Origin of the sequence: uncultured Campylobacter sp., assembly GCF_947255105.1 — a bacterium.
Taxonomy (GTDB): Bacteria; Campylobacterota; Campylobacteria; order Campylobacterales; family Campylobacteraceae; genus Campylobacter_B.
This window is the reverse complement of record NZ_CAMYFP010000014.1, coordinates 1-17,915: the sequence shown is the minus strand read 5'-3', so window position 1 is coordinate 17,915 and position 17,915 is coordinate 1. Positions and strand designations below refer to the sequence as shown.

Below are 17,915 nucleotides of genomic sequence, written 5' to 3'. Positions count from 1 at the left end.
CCTGCTCTGCCCCTTAGAGCTTTGCTAAAGTTAGATCTAGCTCTTTTTTGATGGTCTCTAGGCAAATATCATCTTTTAATATCTTGCTAACTCCATCTTTACAAAGCTCAACTCTTCTTCCAAAATAATATCCATCATTATAGACAGAGGCTATTACAACTTTTTTATGCAAAATTGCCTCTATCATCTTATAGATCGCACCAGCTGGCGCAAAATAGGCTGAAGTTTTTGTAAGCTCTGTTATTTTAGCGCCACCCGTTATGACCTCTTTTTCAAAAGGCTCTTTTTTACTTTTTTCTATCTCCTCTTGATAGACAAAGCTCATCTTATCGTTATGAAGACCCAAGATATAGGGCAACTTCTTTTTACCAACAAGCTCTTTATATGCAATAGCTGCCCTTGCGCTATCTAGCTCGCCAGCCATTCCGATGACTCTTTTTGGATCAAATCCACCCTCTTTTTGCATTACAAAAGTAAGAATATCTACAGGATTGCTAACTACGATGATGAGTGGATTGGAGTTTAGCTTTTTGATATTTATGGCTATCTCTTTGATGATTTTGGCATTTATACTCAAAAGCTCATCTCTGCTTTGCCCTACTTTTCTAGTAACTCCAGCAGTAATTACAAAAATATCAAACTTCTTTAGCTCTTCATAGTCACTAGTTGCAAAAACATCGACCTCCTTGCCCAAAATCGTTGCCATAGTCAAGAGATCTTTTGCCCTTCCCTTTGCAAAGTCTAGGGACAGATCAACCAACGCTATACTTTTGCAAATTCCACTATTTATAAGCAATGAAGCTGTTGCACTTCCTATGTTTCCGCTACCAATTATGGCTATTTTCATCTCTCTCTCCCTTTTTTGATTGTTTTTAAATGTTCATTATAGCTTTTTGTAAAGATATGTTTACCACTCTTTTTATCTCTCATAAAATACAAAAACTCACTCTCTATCGGCTCTATAGCAGCGATAATCGCCTCTTTTGAGACAACACAAACTACCTCTTTTGGAAGTCCGTAGTTAAGATAGGTGTTGTAACTTGAGCTATCATTTCTAATCCTCTCTGGTGTGATTTTTTGGTTAGAGTAGATGCCATAGTTTAACGAGCCATCCATTTGAAGGCGCATTCCCCTTTTTAGTCTATTGTCAATTACTGATGAGACAACTCTCATCTCATCAACACCTGCCGCCTCTTTTTGTATGATTGAGGCCTTTATCAAAACCTCTTTCCATCTATCCCAGCTAAACTCACCGCCAATTAACTTCTCATATGTTTTTTTGTGAAATGCAAAAGAGTAGTTTATAAGATGTTTAATGCTCTCTTGATATCTGCTACCTTTGGCTACACTAAAGGTCTGAGGCACTAAAAAGCCCTCATAAAAAGGGGCACTTTTATTGTAGTCAAGCTCAATATCTTGCAAACTAACATCATATTTTTTGGCTAAATTTGACAAAAACAGCACCGTTGTATCGCCAGGAATAAGGACAATATCCTCCATAACAGGCTTTGCAGTGGTGAGTTTATAGAAAAAATCTATCTTTGGCAAATTGCTCTTTTCTAGGTTTAAAAAGCCCTGTTTTGGTGTGCCAAGTCTAGCCAAAATGCAGGGATCAATTGGCGTTTTATTTATATTTTCATTAGGCAAATTGGCTATAATTTGTCTTATTGAGCCCTGTTTTATAAAAATCTCTTTATCAAAATGTGTAGCTCTTGTTAGATCATAAAGAAAAGTTAGGAGAATAATGAAGATCATCTCGGCAATTACAACAGCTACTCTATATATCTCAATCACGCTCTTAGTTCTACTTTCTACAATTTTTGTCCTCTTAAGCGGTGGCGTAAAAATCTCACATTTAAACTTCAGAGGGCTATTTATAGAGCAATTATATATTAAATTTGATAATAAACTTATAGTAGATATAAAAAAGTTAGATATCCCGCTTACCATAAAGAAAAAAGAGAAAAGCTCAAAAGAGTCAATTGTAAATTTGGTAAAAAGCTTTCCTTTGATAGAGAAAAACTTCAAATTTGTAAATTTAGAGGAGCTAAAAGTTGGCGACTCCAATATGAAACTCCTCTACAAAGAGGATACTTTTTATATAGACAACGACCTTTTAAGAGTAGATTTGAAATTTAACCTTACAAAAGTTGGCTTTTTTACAAAGATATTGGAGCTAAATTTGAAAGATTTTGATCTTAGTGCAAATGGCGAAGCACTGCTTAATTTAGCAGATGAGAGATACAACTTCAAGGGCTTTTTCAAAACTCATGAGATTGAGGGCGATGCTGAGATAGATATAGACAAAGAGCTACTTTTTTATAGCATAAAAAATGCCAAAGCGACCTCTTTAAGGCGGTTTATGAATGAACTTGGCATAAAAACAGGGCTAAACAGAGAGATAAATAGCTGGATTTATGGCAAAAACTTAGCCAAACATTATGAGATAGAGTATCTAAATGGCAAAATAGATTTAGCAACCAATAACTATCATTTAGACGATATGGAGGGAAGTGCCTATGCATCAGAACTTGAAGTCTATTTTCAAAAGAAAATTGCCCCTGTAAAGATAGAAAAAGCGCATGTCAAACTCAAAAATAGCAACCTAATTATAGAGCCTAAAAATGGCTACTATAAGGAGAAAAATCTCTTTGGAAGCTATGTAGTGATAAACCATCTTTTTGGCAACAAAGAGGCAAATATCATCATCGACCTAAAGACAGATGGCACGCTTGATGATGATATTTTAGAGATTGTAAAGAGCTATCACATAAACCTGCCCGTAAAGCAGCTAAGCGGCATTTCCAAATCCCACCTCATACTAAATCTCAACCTCTCAAACCTCCATTTGCGAGCCAATGGCTCTTTTGAACTCTATGATAGTGAGCTTTTACTTGGAGGAGCTAAGTTTAAAAGCCAAAAGACAACTGTTTTTTTAGAAAACTCAACAAATATCTATGTCAAAGACTCAGATCTCTCTATGGATATTTTTAATGCAACAGCAAATGGCAAGATTGACGCACAAAAAAAAGAGGGGGAGTTTGATCTGAAATTTAAAAATATCTCGATAAAAGATGGCGACTTTTCTATCCTTCAAGCGGACAATATCAACTCAAAACTAACCATTGACTTTAAAAAAGATATAGAGATAAATTTAGCCGCCCTTGGAATGAAGCTCTTTATAGATAAGATAAGTACCATAAAAATAGACTCACTTTCTACCATACTCCCCTATTCTGCGCTTTTAAAGAGTCTAAATTTCAAAGATGGCAAACTCACAATAACAAGCAGCGACTTTAAAAAGCTAGATGTTGCCATAGATGAGGCCAAATTTAAGTTTCCATTTTTGCAGACAAAAAGTGGCAAAAGCTATGAACAAGATGATATAAAAGTTGCAATTGCAGATAAAAGTGTAATCCTTAAGACAAAAAGTAACTATCTCTCTTTTGATGTGCAAAATGGGCAAAAATCACTCTTTCTTAAAGATATCGACTTTGTTTTTGCAAAAAGCGAAAAAGGGAGTTTTTCCTCTTTAAATTTGGCAGTAGCTGGAGAAAACTCAAATATCATCTTAAAAGATTTAAACAAAACTCTGATTTTATCAAGCTATCAAGGCAAGATCGATGGCAAAGATATCAACATGACTGCCAAGCTAAATGACAGCAATATTAAATTTTGGCTAAATGAAGCTAAATTTGAAGTTTTGGCAAATAACATCTCAGGCAAAAGCGCCAATCTTTTCATAGGTAGCAATATGTTTGATGGCGGACTTTTAAATTTCAAGATAGTTGGCGAGAGCTTTGAGAAGTTTAAAGGAAGCATAGATATCAGAAATAGCTATCTTAAACAATACAAATACTACCAGCAACTTCTCTCATTTTTAGACAGCATACCAGCCATTATCAAGCTAAAGGGAGCGGATTTTAACAATAAGGGCTTCTCCATAAAACATGGCGAAGTTTTTTTTGAAAAAAATGGTGGGATTTTGGAGATAAAAGCTATAAATTTAAAAGGAACAAGCGCTGATGTAGGCGGGCTTGGGACAATTGATTTTGATAAAAACAATATCGATGTAAAACTAGAGATAAGATATCTAAAAGATGCCTCCAGTATCATAAAAAATATTCCACTTTTAAACCAAATCATTCTTGGAAAAGATAGAAAAATCTCTACAATAGTCCAAATTTATGGAACTCTTGAAGAGCCGCAATACAAAACAAATGTAGGTGTCGATCTAATAAATACGCCATTTAATCTCATGAAAAACATCATTGAGCTGCCTGCAAATATTTTTTAGGAGAGAGTATGAAATACAAACTTGACTTTAAAGAGAGCTTTTATGACTCGCTACTTTTTTGGCTAACTCGCTATGTCAGATATAAACTAAGCTCTCTTTCAAACAAGGAGTTAGAGGATAGAATGGCACTAGCTAGTGCAAATGTGAGCCTTACAAAGGGAACTTCAACTATCGAAGAGTTAGATGGTATCGTAAAACAGGCAAGAAATGCTGGGATAAGCGGCATAAATACATACTTCAATCCACTAAAAAAGGTCTTTGAACTACTAAATTACTACGGACTTACTAGCCTAAAACAGATAAATGAGGAGCTTTTAAGTGAAGTTTTGGCAACTGCAACGGGAACTCTAAGCGATGCAACGAAAAAAAACTATCGCATAGCGGTTATTAATTTTTTTAGTTATCTGGATAGACAAAATGACGATAATGGCTCATCTTATACCTTTGCAATAGAGCTCAAAAACTGGGGTGGTGTGACAGGACGAAGTGGGCAAAAGCTGCCTGAGTTTATGAGTGAAGAGGAGTTGATGAGATTTTTAAAAGCTGTTGATGAGGTGGAGTTTAAAAGCAACACCCACAGAAATAAGCTTATCATCAAAATCATCATCTACACAGGAGTAAGAGTTAGTGAAGCGCTTGGAATAAGACAAAAAGATATCTTGCTAGATGGCGGCAACTATATCATCAAAATAAGGGGCAAAGGCAATAAATACAGAGTTGTTATGATAAAAGAACATCTTATAAAGGAGCATTTAGACTCACTCCTTATCAACTACAAAAACAGCGACGGCTATCTCTTTGTCAATAGAAACGGCGGAAAACTCACTCAAGCATATGTTAGCAGACTGGTTGAACAGATTCTTTTTGGAGCTGGGATTAGAAAAGAGAAAAATGGAGCACATATGCTTAGACACACATTTGCTACGATGCTCTATAGAAAACAAAAAGATCTAATTTTGGTTCAAGAAGCACTTGGTCACGCTAGTTTGGATACATCGCGTATCTATACACACTTTGATAGTGACAACTTAAAACTTGTAGCAAAGATAGCAGAAAATTTTGCAAATGAAAAAGAGAAATAGCTAGAGAGAAATGCTAAATATATAGAGATTATTTGGCATTTTATACATTTTATTGGTGTTGAGCTAAATTTGATAAAAGATAAATTAAATGGTGATTTGGTTGCAGAGGAAGGGCTTAAACCTCTGGAGAAATTTGTGCTATAAAAACTATCACCAAAGCACCATTTTATAGCTATTTAAGTCTAAACTTGCTACTATTTTTGAAATTTAAAGGAGCTACAATGACTGTTAATTTAACTCTTAATAATATAGACGATAAAATGCTAGATATCATCAAGTCTGTTGTCAATCTTCGCCAGGGTAGCTCTGTTGATATAGAAGAAATTTATACTGAAAAATTTGTTAAAAATATGAAAGAGTGTGAAGAAGAATTTAAAAGCGGTAAATTTGAAAAATATGAAACTTTTGAAGATTATGAAAAGGCTATGGATAGTTTAGATAGCTAAATTTTCTATTTTTGTATCTTCAAAAGTTTCATATTTTTGAAATTTAAAGGAGTTGTAACATGATTTTATCTATTGAAAATGATGAGTTTTTACATAGTCTTAATAGTGATGATAAAAAAATAGTTGAAAAAGCAATAGATTTGTATTATGATTTTTTAGACTATCAAGATACTTTAAGGATAAAAAAAGCTATTGAAAATGGCACTATGAAAACAATTCCATCAAATGAAGTTTTTAAAAGATTAGATAAAAAACATGCAAATTGAATTCACTCAAGAAGCAAGTAATTTTTTAGAAAGTCTTAATAAAAAAGAGTATGAAAAAGTAAAAAATAAGTTTTTATATCTTTGTAGTAACTATGAAGTTTTAAAAACTAGTAAAAATATAACTCCTCTTGTTGGCTTTTCGAATGTTTATAGATATAAAATTTCTGATAACATTAGGGCTATTTTTGAAATAAAAGATGATAAAATCACTATTTTAATTTTAAAAATTTCTTATAGAAAAGATATTTATAATTTTAAAAAATAGGCTTAATTTTATTTTAAAAAGCTTTCTATCTCTGGATTTTTAATTTCATTTGATATTACAAATGTTTTTCTTATATCTTTGTTTTGGAGATATTTTACTATCTATCTTTATAAGCTTAAGCAAATATAAGAGTAGTAAAAAATTAAATATTAAGAATGATTTAAGTATTCTTTAAAACATCGATAAAATGGCGGTTTGGTTGCAGAGGAAGGACTTGAACCTCCGACCTTCGGGTTATGAGCCCGACGAGCTACCACTGCTCTACTCTGCGTCAAATTTGAGTGGATGGGGTAAGAGGATTCGAACCTCTGAATGTCAGGACCAAAACCTGATGCCTTACCGCTTGGCTATACCCCAATGCTTTTAAATAAAAATGTATTATAACTACAAATATATCAAATGTCAAGTAAAACTAGAAATTTACACTTTTAAATTTCATATCATAAATTTAAACTAAACTAAATCATTGATTTATAGAATGTCTATAATAAATACTAAATTTCACTATGAGTTAAATTTCATATATGAAATTTAAAGTAAAAAAGCAGCTAAATTTCAAACCAAAAAGTAGAAAAAGGTTAATTTTAGATTATCTATAAAAGCCAAGATAGTTCCACAAAGGGAACTATCTTTTAGAGTTAAAAAATATTGTAGATGTCTAGCAAGAAATATTTTTGTTCTGCGGTGCCTTTGTAGAAAGGATCTATTGTATCTTTAAAGCTATTTCTAAAAAATCCCTCTTTACTAAGGCTTACTAAAGTATTATTTACAAAGTCTAGTAGTTCTTTGTTGCCTTTAGCAACACCAACTCCCAAGAAATCAGACTTGCCTAAGTTTTTGATATTGACCTCTACGGTTCTGTCAATAACTGGATAGGCCAAAACTATCAAGTTATCATTTGCGTAGGCATCACCTGCGCCGTCTTTTAACATCTTGTAGCAAGCGTTTGAGTTTGGACATTTAACAGTTGTATAGCCTCTTTGGTTAAAGTAGTTTTGTGCTGTAGTGCCGTTTTCTACGATAACCTTCTTACCTCTAAGCTCCTCTTCTTTGTGAATATTGCTCTCTTTTTTAGTTAGCACACCGATATTTACAGAGAAGTAAGGAAACGAAAAGTCAATTCCTTTGGCTCTCTCATCAGTAATTGTATAAGTTGCAATAAGAAGATCTATCAAATTGTCTTGCAAAAATTTACTTCGTTCGGAAGCTTGTACAGGAACAAACTGCACTTTACCATCTTTGGCATTAAAGATGTGTTTGGCTATGGAATTTGCAAAGTCAATCTCAAAGCCAGAGAACGTCCCATCTCTAAGCTCTCCAAATGGTGGCTGCTCTGTAAAAACACCAACTCTTAAAACGCCTTTGCTTTTTATCTCAGATAGGGTATTACCAAATAAGTTACCAACAATTAGTGCTAAGCACAACAAAAACCTTTTCATTATATCTCCTATGATAATTTAAATTTCAAAATAAGTAATAAATTTATAGATAGTTTAGATAGCCCAAAAAAGGGGCTATCATTGTCTTTAAAAGTGTCAGAAAATATTATAGATGTCTAGCAAGAAGTATTTTTCCTCAATTGTGCCTTTGTAGAAAGGATCTATTGTATTTTGGAAACTGTCTCTAAAAAATCCCTCTTTGTTGAGGCTTACTAAAGCGTTATTTACCACATCAAGCAGCTCTTTATTACCTTTAGCAACACCAACTCCCAAGAAATTAGACTTACCTAAGTTTTTGATATTGACCTCTACAGTTCTGTCAATAATCGGATAGACTAAAACTATCAAATTGTCATTTGCGTAGGCATCACCTGCGCCGTCTTTTAACATCTTGTAGCAAGCATTTGAGTTTGGACATTTAACAGTTTTATAGCCTCTTGATGCAAAATAGCTCTTTGCTACAGCACTATCTTCTACTATAATTGTCTTTCCTCTAAGCTCTTCTTGCTTCTGAATGTTACTATCTTTTCTAGTAAGCACACCGATATTTACAGAGAAATAAGGAAATGAAAAATCAACTACCTTAGCTCTCTCGTCGGTGATTATGTAGCCTGCCATTATCAAATCAACAGTATTTTCTATCAAAAACTTCTCTCTTTGAGGAACTTCTACAGATACAAACTCTACTTTGCCATTTTTGCCTTGAAAGATATGTTTGGCAATAGCTTTTGCAAAGTCAATTTCAAAGCCAACAAATGCCCCATCTCTAAGCTCTCCAAATGGTGGTTCATCTGCAAAAACACCAACTCTTAAAACGCCTTTGCTTTTTATCTCAGATAGCGTATTTGCAAACAAGCTACCAACAAGAAGCAATAAGCATAATGCAATCTTTTTCATGTTTCCCTATCCTGTATGATTTATCATATCTTTGCATAAACAAATATAATCAATTTCATAAGTTGCAAGTATAACATATTTTATTAAATAGCTTGAGTGAAATTTAATAAATCCGTTTATGACTAAGTATCTGGTATGCCTATCTTTGAGAGTTCTGCTAGCTTAACACTCTTTAATCCTCTTATCTTATCGGCAAATTTAAGTATATCTTTACCTTTGCCCTTTAAAATAGAGGTTTCAAGACAATTTCTTGCATCTATATGGACATGAGTTGTGCAAACTATCTCAATAGTGTTGATAGCATCATGCTCAATATTCATCTTTTTTTCTACAAGTTCGTTTTGATGATGATCGTAGATAATGGTTAGAACGCCAATTAGCCTCTCTTCACTCATCTCCCACTCACTCTCAACTGAGAGCTTTCTGATTAAATCCCTTGTAAGTTCGCTTCTGGAAGCATATCCCTTTTTAATGACTAGCTCATCTAGTTTTTTTAAAAGATCCTTTGTAAGCGAAACGCTGTATCTAATGATTTGATCCATTTTTTACCCCATTATTTCATATTTTTTGAAAAATTCCTTATCATCTTCGATAAGTCCCTTTTTTATAAGTTCCTCTATCACACTTTTTGTGCAATTAACCTCTTTTGGCCACTCCCTATCGTAGCCCTCCCAACTGCTTTTTGAAGTTGCGTCTATACAAATTTGAAGCTCATCTATATAGATATCTCGCTTGGCATCGATACTATTTACTATACGCCAAACGCTCATATAGACATTGTTTATATCGTTGTTTGGATCTATAAAAATCAATATCCTAAAGTGCTGCCTCAAGGCTAAAAGCTCGTTAAATAGCTCTTTGACTGCTCTTTTTTTATCATAGTTTATGAGTATGATTGGATTTTTACTCTTGGTAAAATAGTGTTTTAAATTTAAAATATTATCATCTATTTTTTTAAATTTAGCAAGCAATTCTTTGTCATCCAAAAGCAAGACTCCATCTTTGGTGCTATCAAAAGTTGCATCAACTCCAAGCTTGCCACCATAGCAGCTATTTGGACTAGCGTGATCTAGCTGGTCACACATCCCCTCAGAAATCAACAAATTTTTAGGGCTAATCCTATCCAAAACATACCTGCCAAGCTCTTCGTAGTCTGTAAGAGCTGGCGCTTCTTTTGGAACAAAAATGGCATGTTTTACAAAACTCATCTGCCCAACTCCCCAAAAAGCGTGCATAAGCTGTTTTGCATGACCTGGATAGATGGCATTCATCTTAGCTAAAATGAGATTGTGAAAGACACCATTTTCAGGCATATTGTAGTCAATTAGATCTGGAGTTACATTTTTTAGAAGTGGCAAAAAAATCCTCTCAGTTGCATAGCCCATATATTTGTCTTCCAAAGGCGGTTTTCCTACAACTGTCGCATGAAAAATTGGGTCTTTTTTGTGAGTTATCGCCTCAACTCTCATCACAGGAAATGGAAGTATCGGAGTGTAATAACCCGTATGATCGCCAAATGGACCCTCATTTTCCAACTCATTTGGATCTACATAGCCCTCTATAACATAGTCACAATCATATGGTATAAAGATCCCATTTGTAAGGGACTTGACAACTCTTGCCGCTCTTTTTCTTATAAATCCATAAAGCAAAAGCTCAAAAATACCTTTTGGCAAAGGTGCTTGACCGCACCAAATATAGAGCGGATCGCCACCAATTGCCACACTTACTGGCATTTTTAAACCAGCCTCTTTATACTCATTGAAAAAATTTGCGCCATCTTTGTGTATCTGCCAATGCATGCCAAGGCGATTTTTGTCATAGACTTGAAGTCTATACATACCTAAATTTTGCGCATTGCCATTTAGGCTCTTTGTATAGACCTGTCCCATTGTTATGAAAGGACCGCCATCATCTTGCCACGTTGTAAGAGTTGGCAACTCATAAAGATCGACCTCACTTCCAAATTTTTTTATCTCTTGGCACTCGCCCTCGCCCTTTAGCTTTTTTACAAAGAGATGTCTAAAGGAGAGAAGTTTTGTGAAAAAGTCGATTTTTTCTATGATATTTTTTGGCTTTTTAGGCTTTAAAATCTCTTCAATCTCCTTTGCAATTAAATCTGGAGTCTTTTCAAAGACTAGCTCAACTGCTTTCATACTGCCAAATGTATTGGCAAAAACAGGTGGATAGACTCGACCACTTCTATCTACTGGCTTGGTAAATAAAAGTGCTTTAGAGTCATCTTTTTTGACCTCAATATAGGCGATGTGACCTAACTGCAAATTTATATCTACAGGCTCATCAACTACCTTTAAAAGCCCCGCTTCTTTAAATTTGTCTATCCACTCTCTCATTATAAAAGCTCACTTCCCATCTTCAAAGCCTCATCTAAAAGCTCTCTTGCCCCATTTTGGATAAACTCATCTGCAAGTTTTTTGCCAAATTTGTGGCACTCATCTATAGAGATAGTTCTTTGCTCTTTTATAAATTTACTCGCATCTGGCATACCAACTACAGCATTTATCTCTATCTTATCGCCAATAACTTCTGCATTTATACCGATAGGAACTTGACAACCGCCATTTAAACTCTCTATAAAATCTCTCTCTATAGTTGTCTCAATAAGAGTATTTTTGTCATTTAAAAATGAGATGAGCGAGATAATCTCTTTGTCATCAACAGCCTCAATCCCAAGCGCGCCTTGCCCCATAGCAGGAATCATCTCTAGCTTTGAAAAGGGAGTTACATATCTTACTTCATCTTCCAAGCCAAGTCTTTTTATGCCAGCTTTTGCAAGTATAATGGCATCAAACTCGCCCTCTTTTAGCTTTTTTAGCCTTGTATTGACGTTGCCCCTTAAAGAGACGATATTTAGATCATCTCTTAACATAAGTAGCTGCATACGACGTCTAAGTGAGGTTGTGCCAACTTTTGCTCCCTTTGGAAGTGCAGACAGAGTGCTGTATTTTTGGCTAACAAAGGCATCTCTTTTATCCTCTCTTTTTGTAATTGCAGCCAAAACTAGCCCCTTTGGAAACTCAACAGGAACATCTTTTAGGCTATGAACGGCGATATGTGACTCGCCATTTAACATACTAGTTTGAAGCTCTTTTGTAAAAAGTCCCTTACCGCCAATCTTTGCAAGCGGAGTATCAAGTATAATATCTCCCTTTGTCTTCATACCCAAAAGCTCCACTTCAATATTGTGCTTTTTCTCTATCTCATCTTTTATATACTCACTTTGCCAAAGTGCTAAAGCGCTCTTTCTAGTTGCTATTATTATCTTTTGCATTTTTATCCTCTTCTATGATCTCAACATCTATAATATCATCATTGTCAAATTTAGCTCTACTATCGTTAAATTTATCAAACTCACTCTCTCTTTTAAACTCTCTTGGCTGTGAAAATAGCGCCCAAAGCAACATAATTGCTCCGCAAATATCTGTAAAAACTCCAGGTATCATAAGCAAAAAAGCTGCCAAAACAGTAGAAAAATTGCCGACAAAAAAGGTTATCAAAAGAGAATTTGTTAGTCTTTTGTTTCTGGAGATGATAAGGCTACCTATCACAAATGTAACCAAAGACTCCAAAAAAAAGCTACCAAAGCCAACTCGCCATATAAATAGAGTTGTAAAAAATAGCTCAACCAACAGAAGCGGTAGGAAAAATTTCTTTAGCATAGACTCTCTTTGACAAATTTAAGCACTTCATCTTTGCCAATCTCTTTTTTTATCAAACCATCGCGATAAATTAGCTCAACTAAGCCCTCTTTTAGCTTTTTGCCAACAACTATGGCATATGGAAAGCCCATAAGTTCAAACTCACTCATCTTTACACCAACTCGCTCATCTCTATCATCATAGAGCACCTCAATGCCAAGCTCCTGGCACTTTTCATAGAGTTCGTCGCTAAATTTGACCTGCTCTTCGTTTTTGGTATTTAGGTTTATAATGACAAGTTTAAAAGGTGCTATCTTTTTTGGCCAAATACAACCCTTTTCATCATGCCCTACTTCGATTGCAACTGCAAGCAGCCTGCTAACTCCTATACCATAGCAACCCATCATATATGGCGTAGTTTTGCCATTTTTGTCTAAAAATGTAGCATTCATAGCTTTGGAGTATTTATCGCCAAGCATAAAGATATGGCCAACTTCAATGCCCTTTTTTATCTCAAATTTACCGCCACATTTAAGACATCTATCTTTGGTAGTAACAGCGCTCAAATCAGCAAACCGCTCATCTTTGAAATTTATTACATTAAAGCCGATGAGATGATATCCCTCTTCATTTGCGCCACATATCAAACCTCTGCTCTCTTTAAGATCACTATCTATAAAAAACTTAATGCCATCTGGCAAATTTAGCGGCCCGCAATATCCTGCAACTAAACCTGCCTTTGCTATCTCTTCATCGCTAACATCGACTAACTCAAGTGCATTTATGGCATTTAGCGCCTTTGTCTCTTGAAGTTCGTCATCGCCTCTTACAAAAAAGACTACAATCTCGCTTTTATTTTGATAGATAGCCTTTTTTATGACGGCTTTTATGATGAAAAACTTATCAACATTGAAAAACTTAGCAAGACTATCGATAGTTGTTATGCTTGGAGTGTGAAACTTGCTTTGCATGTTATAACTTGGTGCTTCGCCGCTAAACTCTCTTTTGGCTCTCTTTGCTGTTTCGATGTTGGCACCATAATCGCACTTTGTGCAAACTACAATATCATCTTCGCCATTGTTTGCAAGAACCATAAACTCATTGCTACCACTTCCACCAATCGCTCCACTATCTGCCTCAACTATCTTAAATTTAAAGCCAAGCTCTTTAAAAATCTTGCTATAGGTCTCTTTCATAAGCAAAAACTCACGTCTTAAATCATCAACATCTGCATGAAAACTATAGCCATCTTTCATAATAAACTCTCGCCCCCTCAAAAGCCCAAATCTAGGTCTTGCCTCATCTCTAAATTTCGTATTTATCTGATAGAGATGAAGTGGGAGTTGTTTATAACTTGTGATGCGATTTTTGACCATATTTACGGCTGACTCTTCATTGGTAGGACTTAAGACAAAGTCATTGTTTTTTCTATCTTTTATCCTTAAAAGTTCCTTTCCAAATATGTCAAATCTACCACTTTCCCGCCAAAAAGTAGCTGGCGTTACAAAGCTAAAACTGACCTCTTGCGCTCCTGCTTTATCCATGTTCTCTTTGATGACTTTTGCAATATTGTCATATGCCATCTTTCCAAGTGGCAAAAGGTTATAAAGTCCGCTTCCAAGCTGCTCTATAAAACCAGCTCTTATCAAAAATTGATGACTTGGTAGCGTGGCATCTTTTGGCGCCTCTTTTGTAGTTTGTGCATAAAGTCTGCTAAATTTCATCTATATTCTCCAAATTTTCTATATCAAAATTATATCTCTCATCCTCATCATCAACCTCTATATCAAAGACCTGCTCTATGGCTCTTATGATGTTATCGCCATCATCTTCAAAGCTCAGCTCTTTTAAATTTACAGTTGGTGTGTGCAAAAATGACTTAAAAACTTGATGGATAAGCTTTCTTGACTCATCCAAATCAGATCTCTTTAGATAGCCCCTTTTTATCGCCTTTTCAAGCTCTCTATCTGCAAAATCTCTCGCTCTTTTTCTAAGAGATTTGATGATAGGAGTTGCTGCAAGTATCTTGAGCTTTTTAAAGAATTCATTTGTATCTCTACCAACAATCGCATAGGCAATCTGTGCCTGCTCCTCTCTTAGAGCCATATTTATCTTGACTATCTCTTGAAGATCATCTACGCTATAGACCTTTATCTTAACGCTCTCTGATATCTCGATATCTCGTGGCACAGCAATATCAAAAAAATACCTATCAAAATCTCTCTCTTCAATAAGCCTATTAGTAATAATTGGCTCAAGCGAACCGGTTGCTGAAAATATCAACTCATGGGAGTTTATAAGCTCTTTTAAGTGGCTAAACTCCTCTATCTCTATATTGTTTTGCAACTTCTCTTTTAGGCTTAAAGCTCTATTAAGACTTCTATTTACAACAACGACTTTAGCGCCATTTGCCAAAAGGTGCTTACAGGCAAGTTCGCTCATATCTCCAGCACCAACTACTAAAGTTTTTTTGCCATCCAGTGAGCCAAATATCTCCTTTGCTTTATTGACTGCGACACTTGAGACTGATACTGGATTTTTAGAAATTTGAGTGTTGGTTCTTACTTTGGCTGCACATTTAAATGCATATTTGACAGCTCTATTTAAATTTACGCCACAACTCCCCTGTTTGTTGGCAAATGAAAGTGCGTCTTTTAGCTGACCAACTATCTGAGTTTCGCCCACAACTAAGCTATCAAGAGAGCTTGCAACTGTAAAGAGATGATGTATCGCCCCACTTCCATAATAGAGATCGGCTCTAGCCTCAAGCTCATTAAGCGCTACGCCACTTAAAACAGAGATAGCTTTTAGTATGTAACTTTTAGAAAGCTCAATCTCACTTACAAAGGCAAAAATTTCCACTCTATTGCAAGTGCTAAGCACCAAACACTCAGCTACATTGATGTTAGAGCTTACAAGTCTTAATATCTCTTTTTTCTTGCTCTCATCTGAGAAAGAGAGTCGCTCTCTGACTGCTATATCTGTATTTTTATGAGTAAAGCTTACATTTAGGTATTGCATTAAAATGTCCTATTGACAAGGGACTCAATAATCTCAATAAGATCTTGCCTACCTTCGCCTCTAACCGCGCTTATCGCCTCATTTGCATAAAACTCTATCTCACTTAAAACCAGCTCATCTATCTTATACTCTTTAAATTTATCCTTAATAAACAAAATCTCATCGCTATTTAGCTCCTTTTTAAAAAGTGCTTTTAGCTTTTTTTTGTCATTGCTATCCAATCTTTCATAAAGATAGATATATGGCAAAGTTGTCTTGCCCTCTTTAAAGTCGCTAAATGCAGGTTTTCCAAGTGTTTGGCTACTTTGAGTTATATCTAACCAATCATCAACTATCTGAAAAGCTATGCCTAAATTTTTACCATATTTTGCATAAATTTCTGCGTCCAAACCAGCCAAAATAGCTGCTGCCTTTGTGCTACCCTCGATTAGAGCAGCAGTTTTATGATAGATCATATCTAAGTAGAGTTTTTTGTCTTCGTTAAACTCCTTGCTAAGCAAAACATCCATAAGCTCGCCAACACTAATCTTACAGACTGACTCTGAGATAGTTTGTGCGATATCTTTATCAAATTTAACAAGTTTGCTATAGGCCTTTGAGTATAAAATATCGCCAAGCATAATGGCATTTTTTGAACCAAAAAGAGCATTTGTAGAGGCACTCCCTCTCCTTGTATCGCTACTATCAATAACATCATCATGCAGCAAACTAGCGGCGTGTATCATCTCAACTATAGCTGCAAGTTTGATAGACTCATCACTTTTTTGAGCAATTTTTAAAAGTAACTTAGAACGAAGCTTTTTACCTGGTTTAATAGTAAGAAACATAGTTGTAGCGTTTTGATAGTTAAGCTCTTTTACATAGTTCAAAATCAAACTATCTATTTCATTTAAAAGTTGCATTATCTCCCTTGTGCCTTAAATTTATCTACTTTTTATCTCGTGATTTTACCTAAAAGAAGTAAAAAAAAGATAAATAAATCAATCTCTTCTCTGTCTAAATAGCAAATATATCTTCTATATATTTTTCTGCCTCATTAGAACTTTTAGCACAAAACTTAGTCTCAATTTTTAGATTAAATCCCCATAAAACATGGATATATGGCATATTTGCCTCATTTGCTGCTAGCATATCTTTTTGGCTATCTCCAACAAATATCCCCTCTTTTGCGCCAAGTGCTTTCATTGAGCTAAAAAGCATGGTTGGATCTGGCTTTTTTGGAGTTTTTTTACTCGTTCCAATGACAAAATCAAAGTATAAATTCAGGCTGTTTTTCTCTACAACATGAGTTACAGTAGTCTCTGGCGCATTGCTTGCAAGTGCCATTTTAAGCCCCTTTGCTTTGCAATATTTAAGCAGTTCAATAGCCTCTTTATAAGGTTTTGCAAAAAGATCATAATTTTTCTTAAACTCTACATTAAAAGAGTCAATCTGCTCTTTTGTAACGCTATCTAGGTTGTAAAACTCTTTTATGGGATCTTTTTTTGGATCGTTTATAGCCTTGATTATAAACTCTTTACTCAAAGGCTCTTTTAAATTCATATTTGCCCTAACGTTGTTGATAGTGTGAAATATAGCATCTGCGCTATCTATAATGGTGCCATCCATATCAAAAATAACAGCTTTCATAACTCTAATCCTTTTTTATTTTATTATAGAGTAAAGTTGTAAATTTCAAAAATAGATTGTCTTTTATCAAAAAAGTAGTATAATGATATATAAATTTAGTTAAAGGAGATATTATGAAACTAAAAGATAGCAAAACAGCTAAAAATTTAATGACAGCTTTTGCAGGTGAAACTCAGGCTTACGCAAGATATACAATGTATGCCAAAGTAGCAAGGAATGAGGGTTATGTTCAAATAAGTGAAATCTTTTTAGAGACTGCAAGAAATGAGATGGAGCATGCTAAAAGATTTTATAAATATCTAAGCGAAGAGCTTACAGGCGAGGCAGTTGGAGTAAATCAAGATGACCATTTTCCGGTAATGGTTGGCACAACTGAGCAAAACTTAAAAGCAGCTGCCAAGGGTGAAAATCATGAATGGACAGATATGTATGTTGACTTTGCAAATATCGCCAAAGAGGAGGGTTTTAGCAAGATTGCCAATACCTTTTTGCAAATAGCCAAAGTTGAAGAGGCACATGAGAAGAGATTTTTAAAACTTCTTAAAAATATCAAAGATGGCGTAGTCTTTCAAAGAGAGATGGAGACTTACTGGATTTGCCAAAATTGTGGCTACATCTACAAAGGCAAAAAAGCTCCAAAAACCTGTCCGGCCTGTGAGCATGGAATGGAGTTCTTTAAACTTTTTGTAGAGGACTATTAGAGAGTTGGTGGGGCTTTTGCCCTGCCTTTTGTTAAATTTCACTGCTTCTAAATTTCATTGCTTTTATTGAAATTTAAACTCTATATTTTGATTGTTTTGTTGAAATTTAACCACTATCCTGCTTTTAAATTTCACTGCTTTTTATAAATTTAACTATTTTTTCAAATTTAAGTGCTTTTCAAATTTAAGTGCTTTTCAAATTTAAGTGCTTTT

The 17,915-nt window shown here is 34.8% G+C and carries 18 protein-coding genes and 2 tRNA genes; 6 read left to right on the top strand and 14 right to left on the bottom strand.

Going from position 1 to position 17,915, the window contains the following annotated elements; all coding sequences use genetic code 11:
• Positions 1 to 13: 13 nt before the first annotated feature.
• Both Q0X52_RS06990 and mltG read right to left on the bottom strand, forming a co-directional pair.
• A complete protein-coding gene (locus Q0X52_RS06990) occupies positions 14 to 847 on the bottom strand; it encodes a hypothetical protein (RefSeq protein ID WP_297576372.1) in 834 nt (277 codons plus the stop codon).
• A complete protein-coding gene (gene mltG, locus Q0X52_RS06985) occupies positions 844 to 1,755 on the bottom strand; it encodes an endolytic transglycosylase MltG (RefSeq protein ID WP_297576370.1) in 912 nt (303 codons plus the stop codon). Before mltG ends, Q0X52_RS06990 begins: the two co-directional genes overlap by 4 nt.
• Here mltG and Q0X52_RS06980 point away from each other — a divergent pair.
• The 5 genes from Q0X52_RS06980 to Q0X52_RS06960 all read left to right on the top strand — a co-directional run bounded on the left by Q0X52_RS06980 (position 1,745) and on the right by Q0X52_RS06960 (position 6,356).
• Entirely contained in the window at positions 1,745 to 4,297 is a 2,553-nt protein-coding gene (locus Q0X52_RS06980) for an AsmA-like C-terminal domain-containing protein (RefSeq protein WP_297576368.1), read from the top strand. The genes mltG and Q0X52_RS06980 overlap by 11 nt on opposite strands.
• Before the next feature lie 8 nt (positions 4,298 to 4,305).
• Complete coding sequence (locus Q0X52_RS06975; RefSeq protein ID WP_297576366.1) at positions 4,306 to 5,379, top strand: tyrosine-type recombinase/integrase; 1,074 nt, start codon at positions 4,306 to 4,308, stop codon at positions 5,377 to 5,379.
• Between the two features lie 221 nt (positions 5,380 to 5,600).
• On the top strand, positions 5,601 to 5,825 hold the full coding sequence (locus Q0X52_RS06970; RefSeq protein WP_297576364.1) for a hypothetical protein: 225 nt from the start codon (positions 5,601 to 5,603) through the stop codon (positions 5,823 to 5,825).
• 59 nt (positions 5,826 to 5,884) lie between these two features.
• Positions 5,885 to 6,091 (top strand): hypothetical protein, encoded by a 207-nt coding sequence (locus Q0X52_RS06965; protein WP_297576362.1) that lies wholly within the window; start codon positions 5,885 to 5,887, stop codon positions 6,089 to 6,091.
• Positions 6,081 to 6,356 (top strand): type II toxin-antitoxin system RelE/ParE family toxin, encoded by a 276-nt coding sequence (locus Q0X52_RS06960; protein WP_297576360.1) that lies wholly within the window; start codon positions 6,081 to 6,083, stop codon positions 6,354 to 6,356. The genes Q0X52_RS06965 and Q0X52_RS06960 overlap by 11 nt, the downstream gene beginning before the upstream one ends.
• 196 nt (positions 6,357 to 6,552) lie before the next feature.
• Here the strand turns inward: Q0X52_RS06960 and Q0X52_RS06955 are convergent.
• From Q0X52_RS06955 to Q0X52_RS06900, 12 genes are all read right to left on the bottom strand, one after another.
• A tRNA-Met gene (locus Q0X52_RS06955) sits at positions 6,553 to 6,627 on the bottom strand.
• Positions 6,628 to 6,638: 11 nt separating this feature from the next.
• Positions 6,639 to 6,713 (bottom strand) — tRNA-Gln (locus tag Q0X52_RS06950).
• A gap of 281 nt (positions 6,714 to 6,994) precedes the next feature.
• A complete protein-coding gene (locus Q0X52_RS06945; protein WP_297576358.1) occupies positions 6,995 to 7,795 on the bottom strand; it encodes a transporter substrate-binding domain-containing protein in 801 nt (266 codons plus the stop codon).
• Between the two features lie 96 nt (positions 7,796 to 7,891).
• Complete coding sequence (locus tag Q0X52_RS06940; protein WP_297576356.1) at positions 7,892 to 8,692, bottom strand: transporter substrate-binding domain-containing protein; 801 nt, start codon at positions 8,690 to 8,692, stop codon at positions 7,892 to 7,894.
• Between the two features lie 122 nt (positions 8,693 to 8,814).
• Positions 8,815 to 9,234 (bottom strand): nickel-responsive transcriptional regulator NikR, encoded by a 420-nt coding sequence (gene nikR, locus Q0X52_RS06935; protein ID WP_297576354.1) that lies wholly within the window; start codon positions 9,232 to 9,234, stop codon positions 8,815 to 8,817.
• 3 nt (positions 9,235 to 9,237) lie between these two features.
• A complete protein-coding gene (locus Q0X52_RS06930; RefSeq protein WP_297576352.1) occupies positions 9,238 to 11,046 on the bottom strand; it encodes a menaquinone biosynthesis decarboxylase in 1,809 nt (602 codons plus the stop codon).
• Positions 11,046 to 11,984 carry a hydroxymethylbilane synthase gene (gene hemC / locus Q0X52_RS06925; protein WP_297576350.1) on the bottom strand — a complete coding sequence of 313 codons (939 nt, stop codon included), beginning with the start codon at positions 11,982 to 11,984 and terminating at the stop codon, positions 11,046 to 11,048. Before hemC ends, Q0X52_RS06930 begins: the two co-directional genes overlap by 1 nt.
• A complete protein-coding gene (locus Q0X52_RS06920) occupies positions 11,959 to 12,372 on the bottom strand; it encodes a hypothetical protein (RefSeq protein WP_297576349.1) in 414 nt (137 codons plus the stop codon). The genes hemC and Q0X52_RS06920 overlap by 26 nt, the downstream gene beginning before the upstream one ends.
• Entirely contained in the window at positions 12,366 to 14,075 is a 1,710-nt protein-coding gene (locus Q0X52_RS06915) for a proline--tRNA ligase (RefSeq protein ID WP_297576347.1), read from the bottom strand. The genes Q0X52_RS06920 and Q0X52_RS06915 overlap by 7 nt, the downstream gene beginning before the upstream one ends.
• A complete protein-coding gene (gene hemA, locus Q0X52_RS06910; protein WP_297576345.1) occupies positions 14,065 to 15,372 on the bottom strand; it encodes a glutamyl-tRNA reductase in 1,308 nt (435 codons plus the stop codon). Before hemA ends, Q0X52_RS06915 begins: the two co-directional genes overlap by 11 nt.
• A complete protein-coding gene (locus Q0X52_RS06905; RefSeq protein WP_297576343.1) occupies positions 15,372 to 16,274 on the bottom strand; it encodes a polyprenyl synthetase family protein in 903 nt (300 codons plus the stop codon). The genes hemA and Q0X52_RS06905 overlap by 1 nt, the downstream gene beginning before the upstream one ends.
• A 94-nt stretch (positions 16,275 to 16,368) precedes the next feature.
• A complete protein-coding gene (locus Q0X52_RS06900) occupies positions 16,369 to 17,001 on the bottom strand; it encodes an HAD family hydrolase (RefSeq protein ID WP_297576341.1) in 633 nt (210 codons plus the stop codon).
• 113 nt (positions 17,002 to 17,114) lie between these two features.
• On the opposite strand from Q0X52_RS06900, the gene rbr reads away from it, so the two are divergent.
• The gene (rbr, locus tag Q0X52_RS06895; RefSeq protein ID WP_297576339.1) at positions 17,115 to 17,702 is read left to right on the top strand and encodes a rubrerythrin; all 588 of its coding nucleotides are present in this window, start codon (positions 17,115 to 17,117) and stop codon (positions 17,700 to 17,702) included.
• Positions 17,703 to 17,915 lie beyond the last annotated feature (213 nt).

Coding starts and splice junctions, on each gene's coding strand:
- Q0X52_RS06990 (WP_297576372.1), bottom strand. CDS start 847: ATGAAAATAGCCATAATTGGTAGCGGAAACATAGGAAGTGCAACAGCT.
- Q0X52_RS06980 (WP_297576368.1), top strand. CDS start 1,745: ATGAAGATCATCTCGGCAATTACAACAGCTACTCTATATATCTCAATC.
- mltG (WP_297576370.1), bottom strand. CDS start 1,755: ATGATCTTCATTATTCTCCTAACTTTTCTTTATGATCTAACAAGAGCT.
- Q0X52_RS06975 (WP_297576366.1), top strand. CDS start 4,306: ATGAAATACAAACTTGACTTTAAAGAGAGCTTTTATGACTCGCTACTT.
- Q0X52_RS06970 (WP_297576364.1), top strand. CDS start 5,601: ATGACTGTTAATTTAACTCTTAATAATATAGACGATAAAATGCTAGAT.
- Q0X52_RS06965 (WP_297576362.1), top strand. CDS start 5,885: ATGATTTTATCTATTGAAAATGATGAGTTTTTACATAGTCTTAATAGT.
- Q0X52_RS06960 (WP_297576360.1), top strand. CDS start 6,081: ATGCAAATTGAATTCACTCAAGAAGCAAGTAATTTTTTAGAAAGTCTT.
- Q0X52_RS06945 (WP_297576358.1), bottom strand. CDS start 7,795: ATGAAAAGGTTTTTGTTGTGCTTAGCACTAATTGTTGGTAACTTATTT.
- Q0X52_RS06940 (WP_297576356.1), bottom strand. CDS start 8,692: ATGAAAAAGATTGCATTATGCTTATTGCTTCTTGTTGGTAGCTTGTTT.
- nikR (WP_297576354.1), bottom strand. CDS start 9,234: ATGGATCAAATCATTAGATACAGCGTTTCGCTTACAAAGGATCTTTTA.
- Q0X52_RS06930 (WP_297576352.1), bottom strand. CDS start 11,046: ATGAGAGAGTGGATAGACAAATTTAAAGAAGCGGGGCTTTTAAAGGTA.
- hemC (WP_297576350.1), bottom strand. CDS start 11,984: ATGCAAAAGATAATAATAGCAACTAGAAAGAGCGCTTTAGCACTTTGG.
- Q0X52_RS06920 (WP_297576349.1), bottom strand. CDS start 12,372: ATGCTAAAGAAATTTTTCCTACCGCTTCTGTTGGTTGAGCTATTTTTT.
- Q0X52_RS06915 (WP_297576347.1), bottom strand. CDS start 14,075: ATGAAATTTAGCAGACTTTATGCACAAACTACAAAAGAGGCGCCAAAA.
- hemA (WP_297576345.1), bottom strand. CDS start 15,372: ATGCAATACCTAAATGTAAGCTTTACTCATAAAAATACAGATATAGCA.
- Q0X52_RS06905 (WP_297576343.1), bottom strand. CDS start 16,274: ATGCAACTTTTAAATGAAATAGATAGTTTGATTTTGAACTATGTAAAA.
- Q0X52_RS06900 (WP_297576341.1), bottom strand. CDS start 17,001: ATGAAAGCTGTTATTTTTGATATGGATGGCACCATTATAGATAGCGCA.
- rbr (WP_297576339.1), top strand. CDS start 17,115: ATGAAACTAAAAGATAGCAAAACAGCTAAAAATTTAATGACAGCTTTT.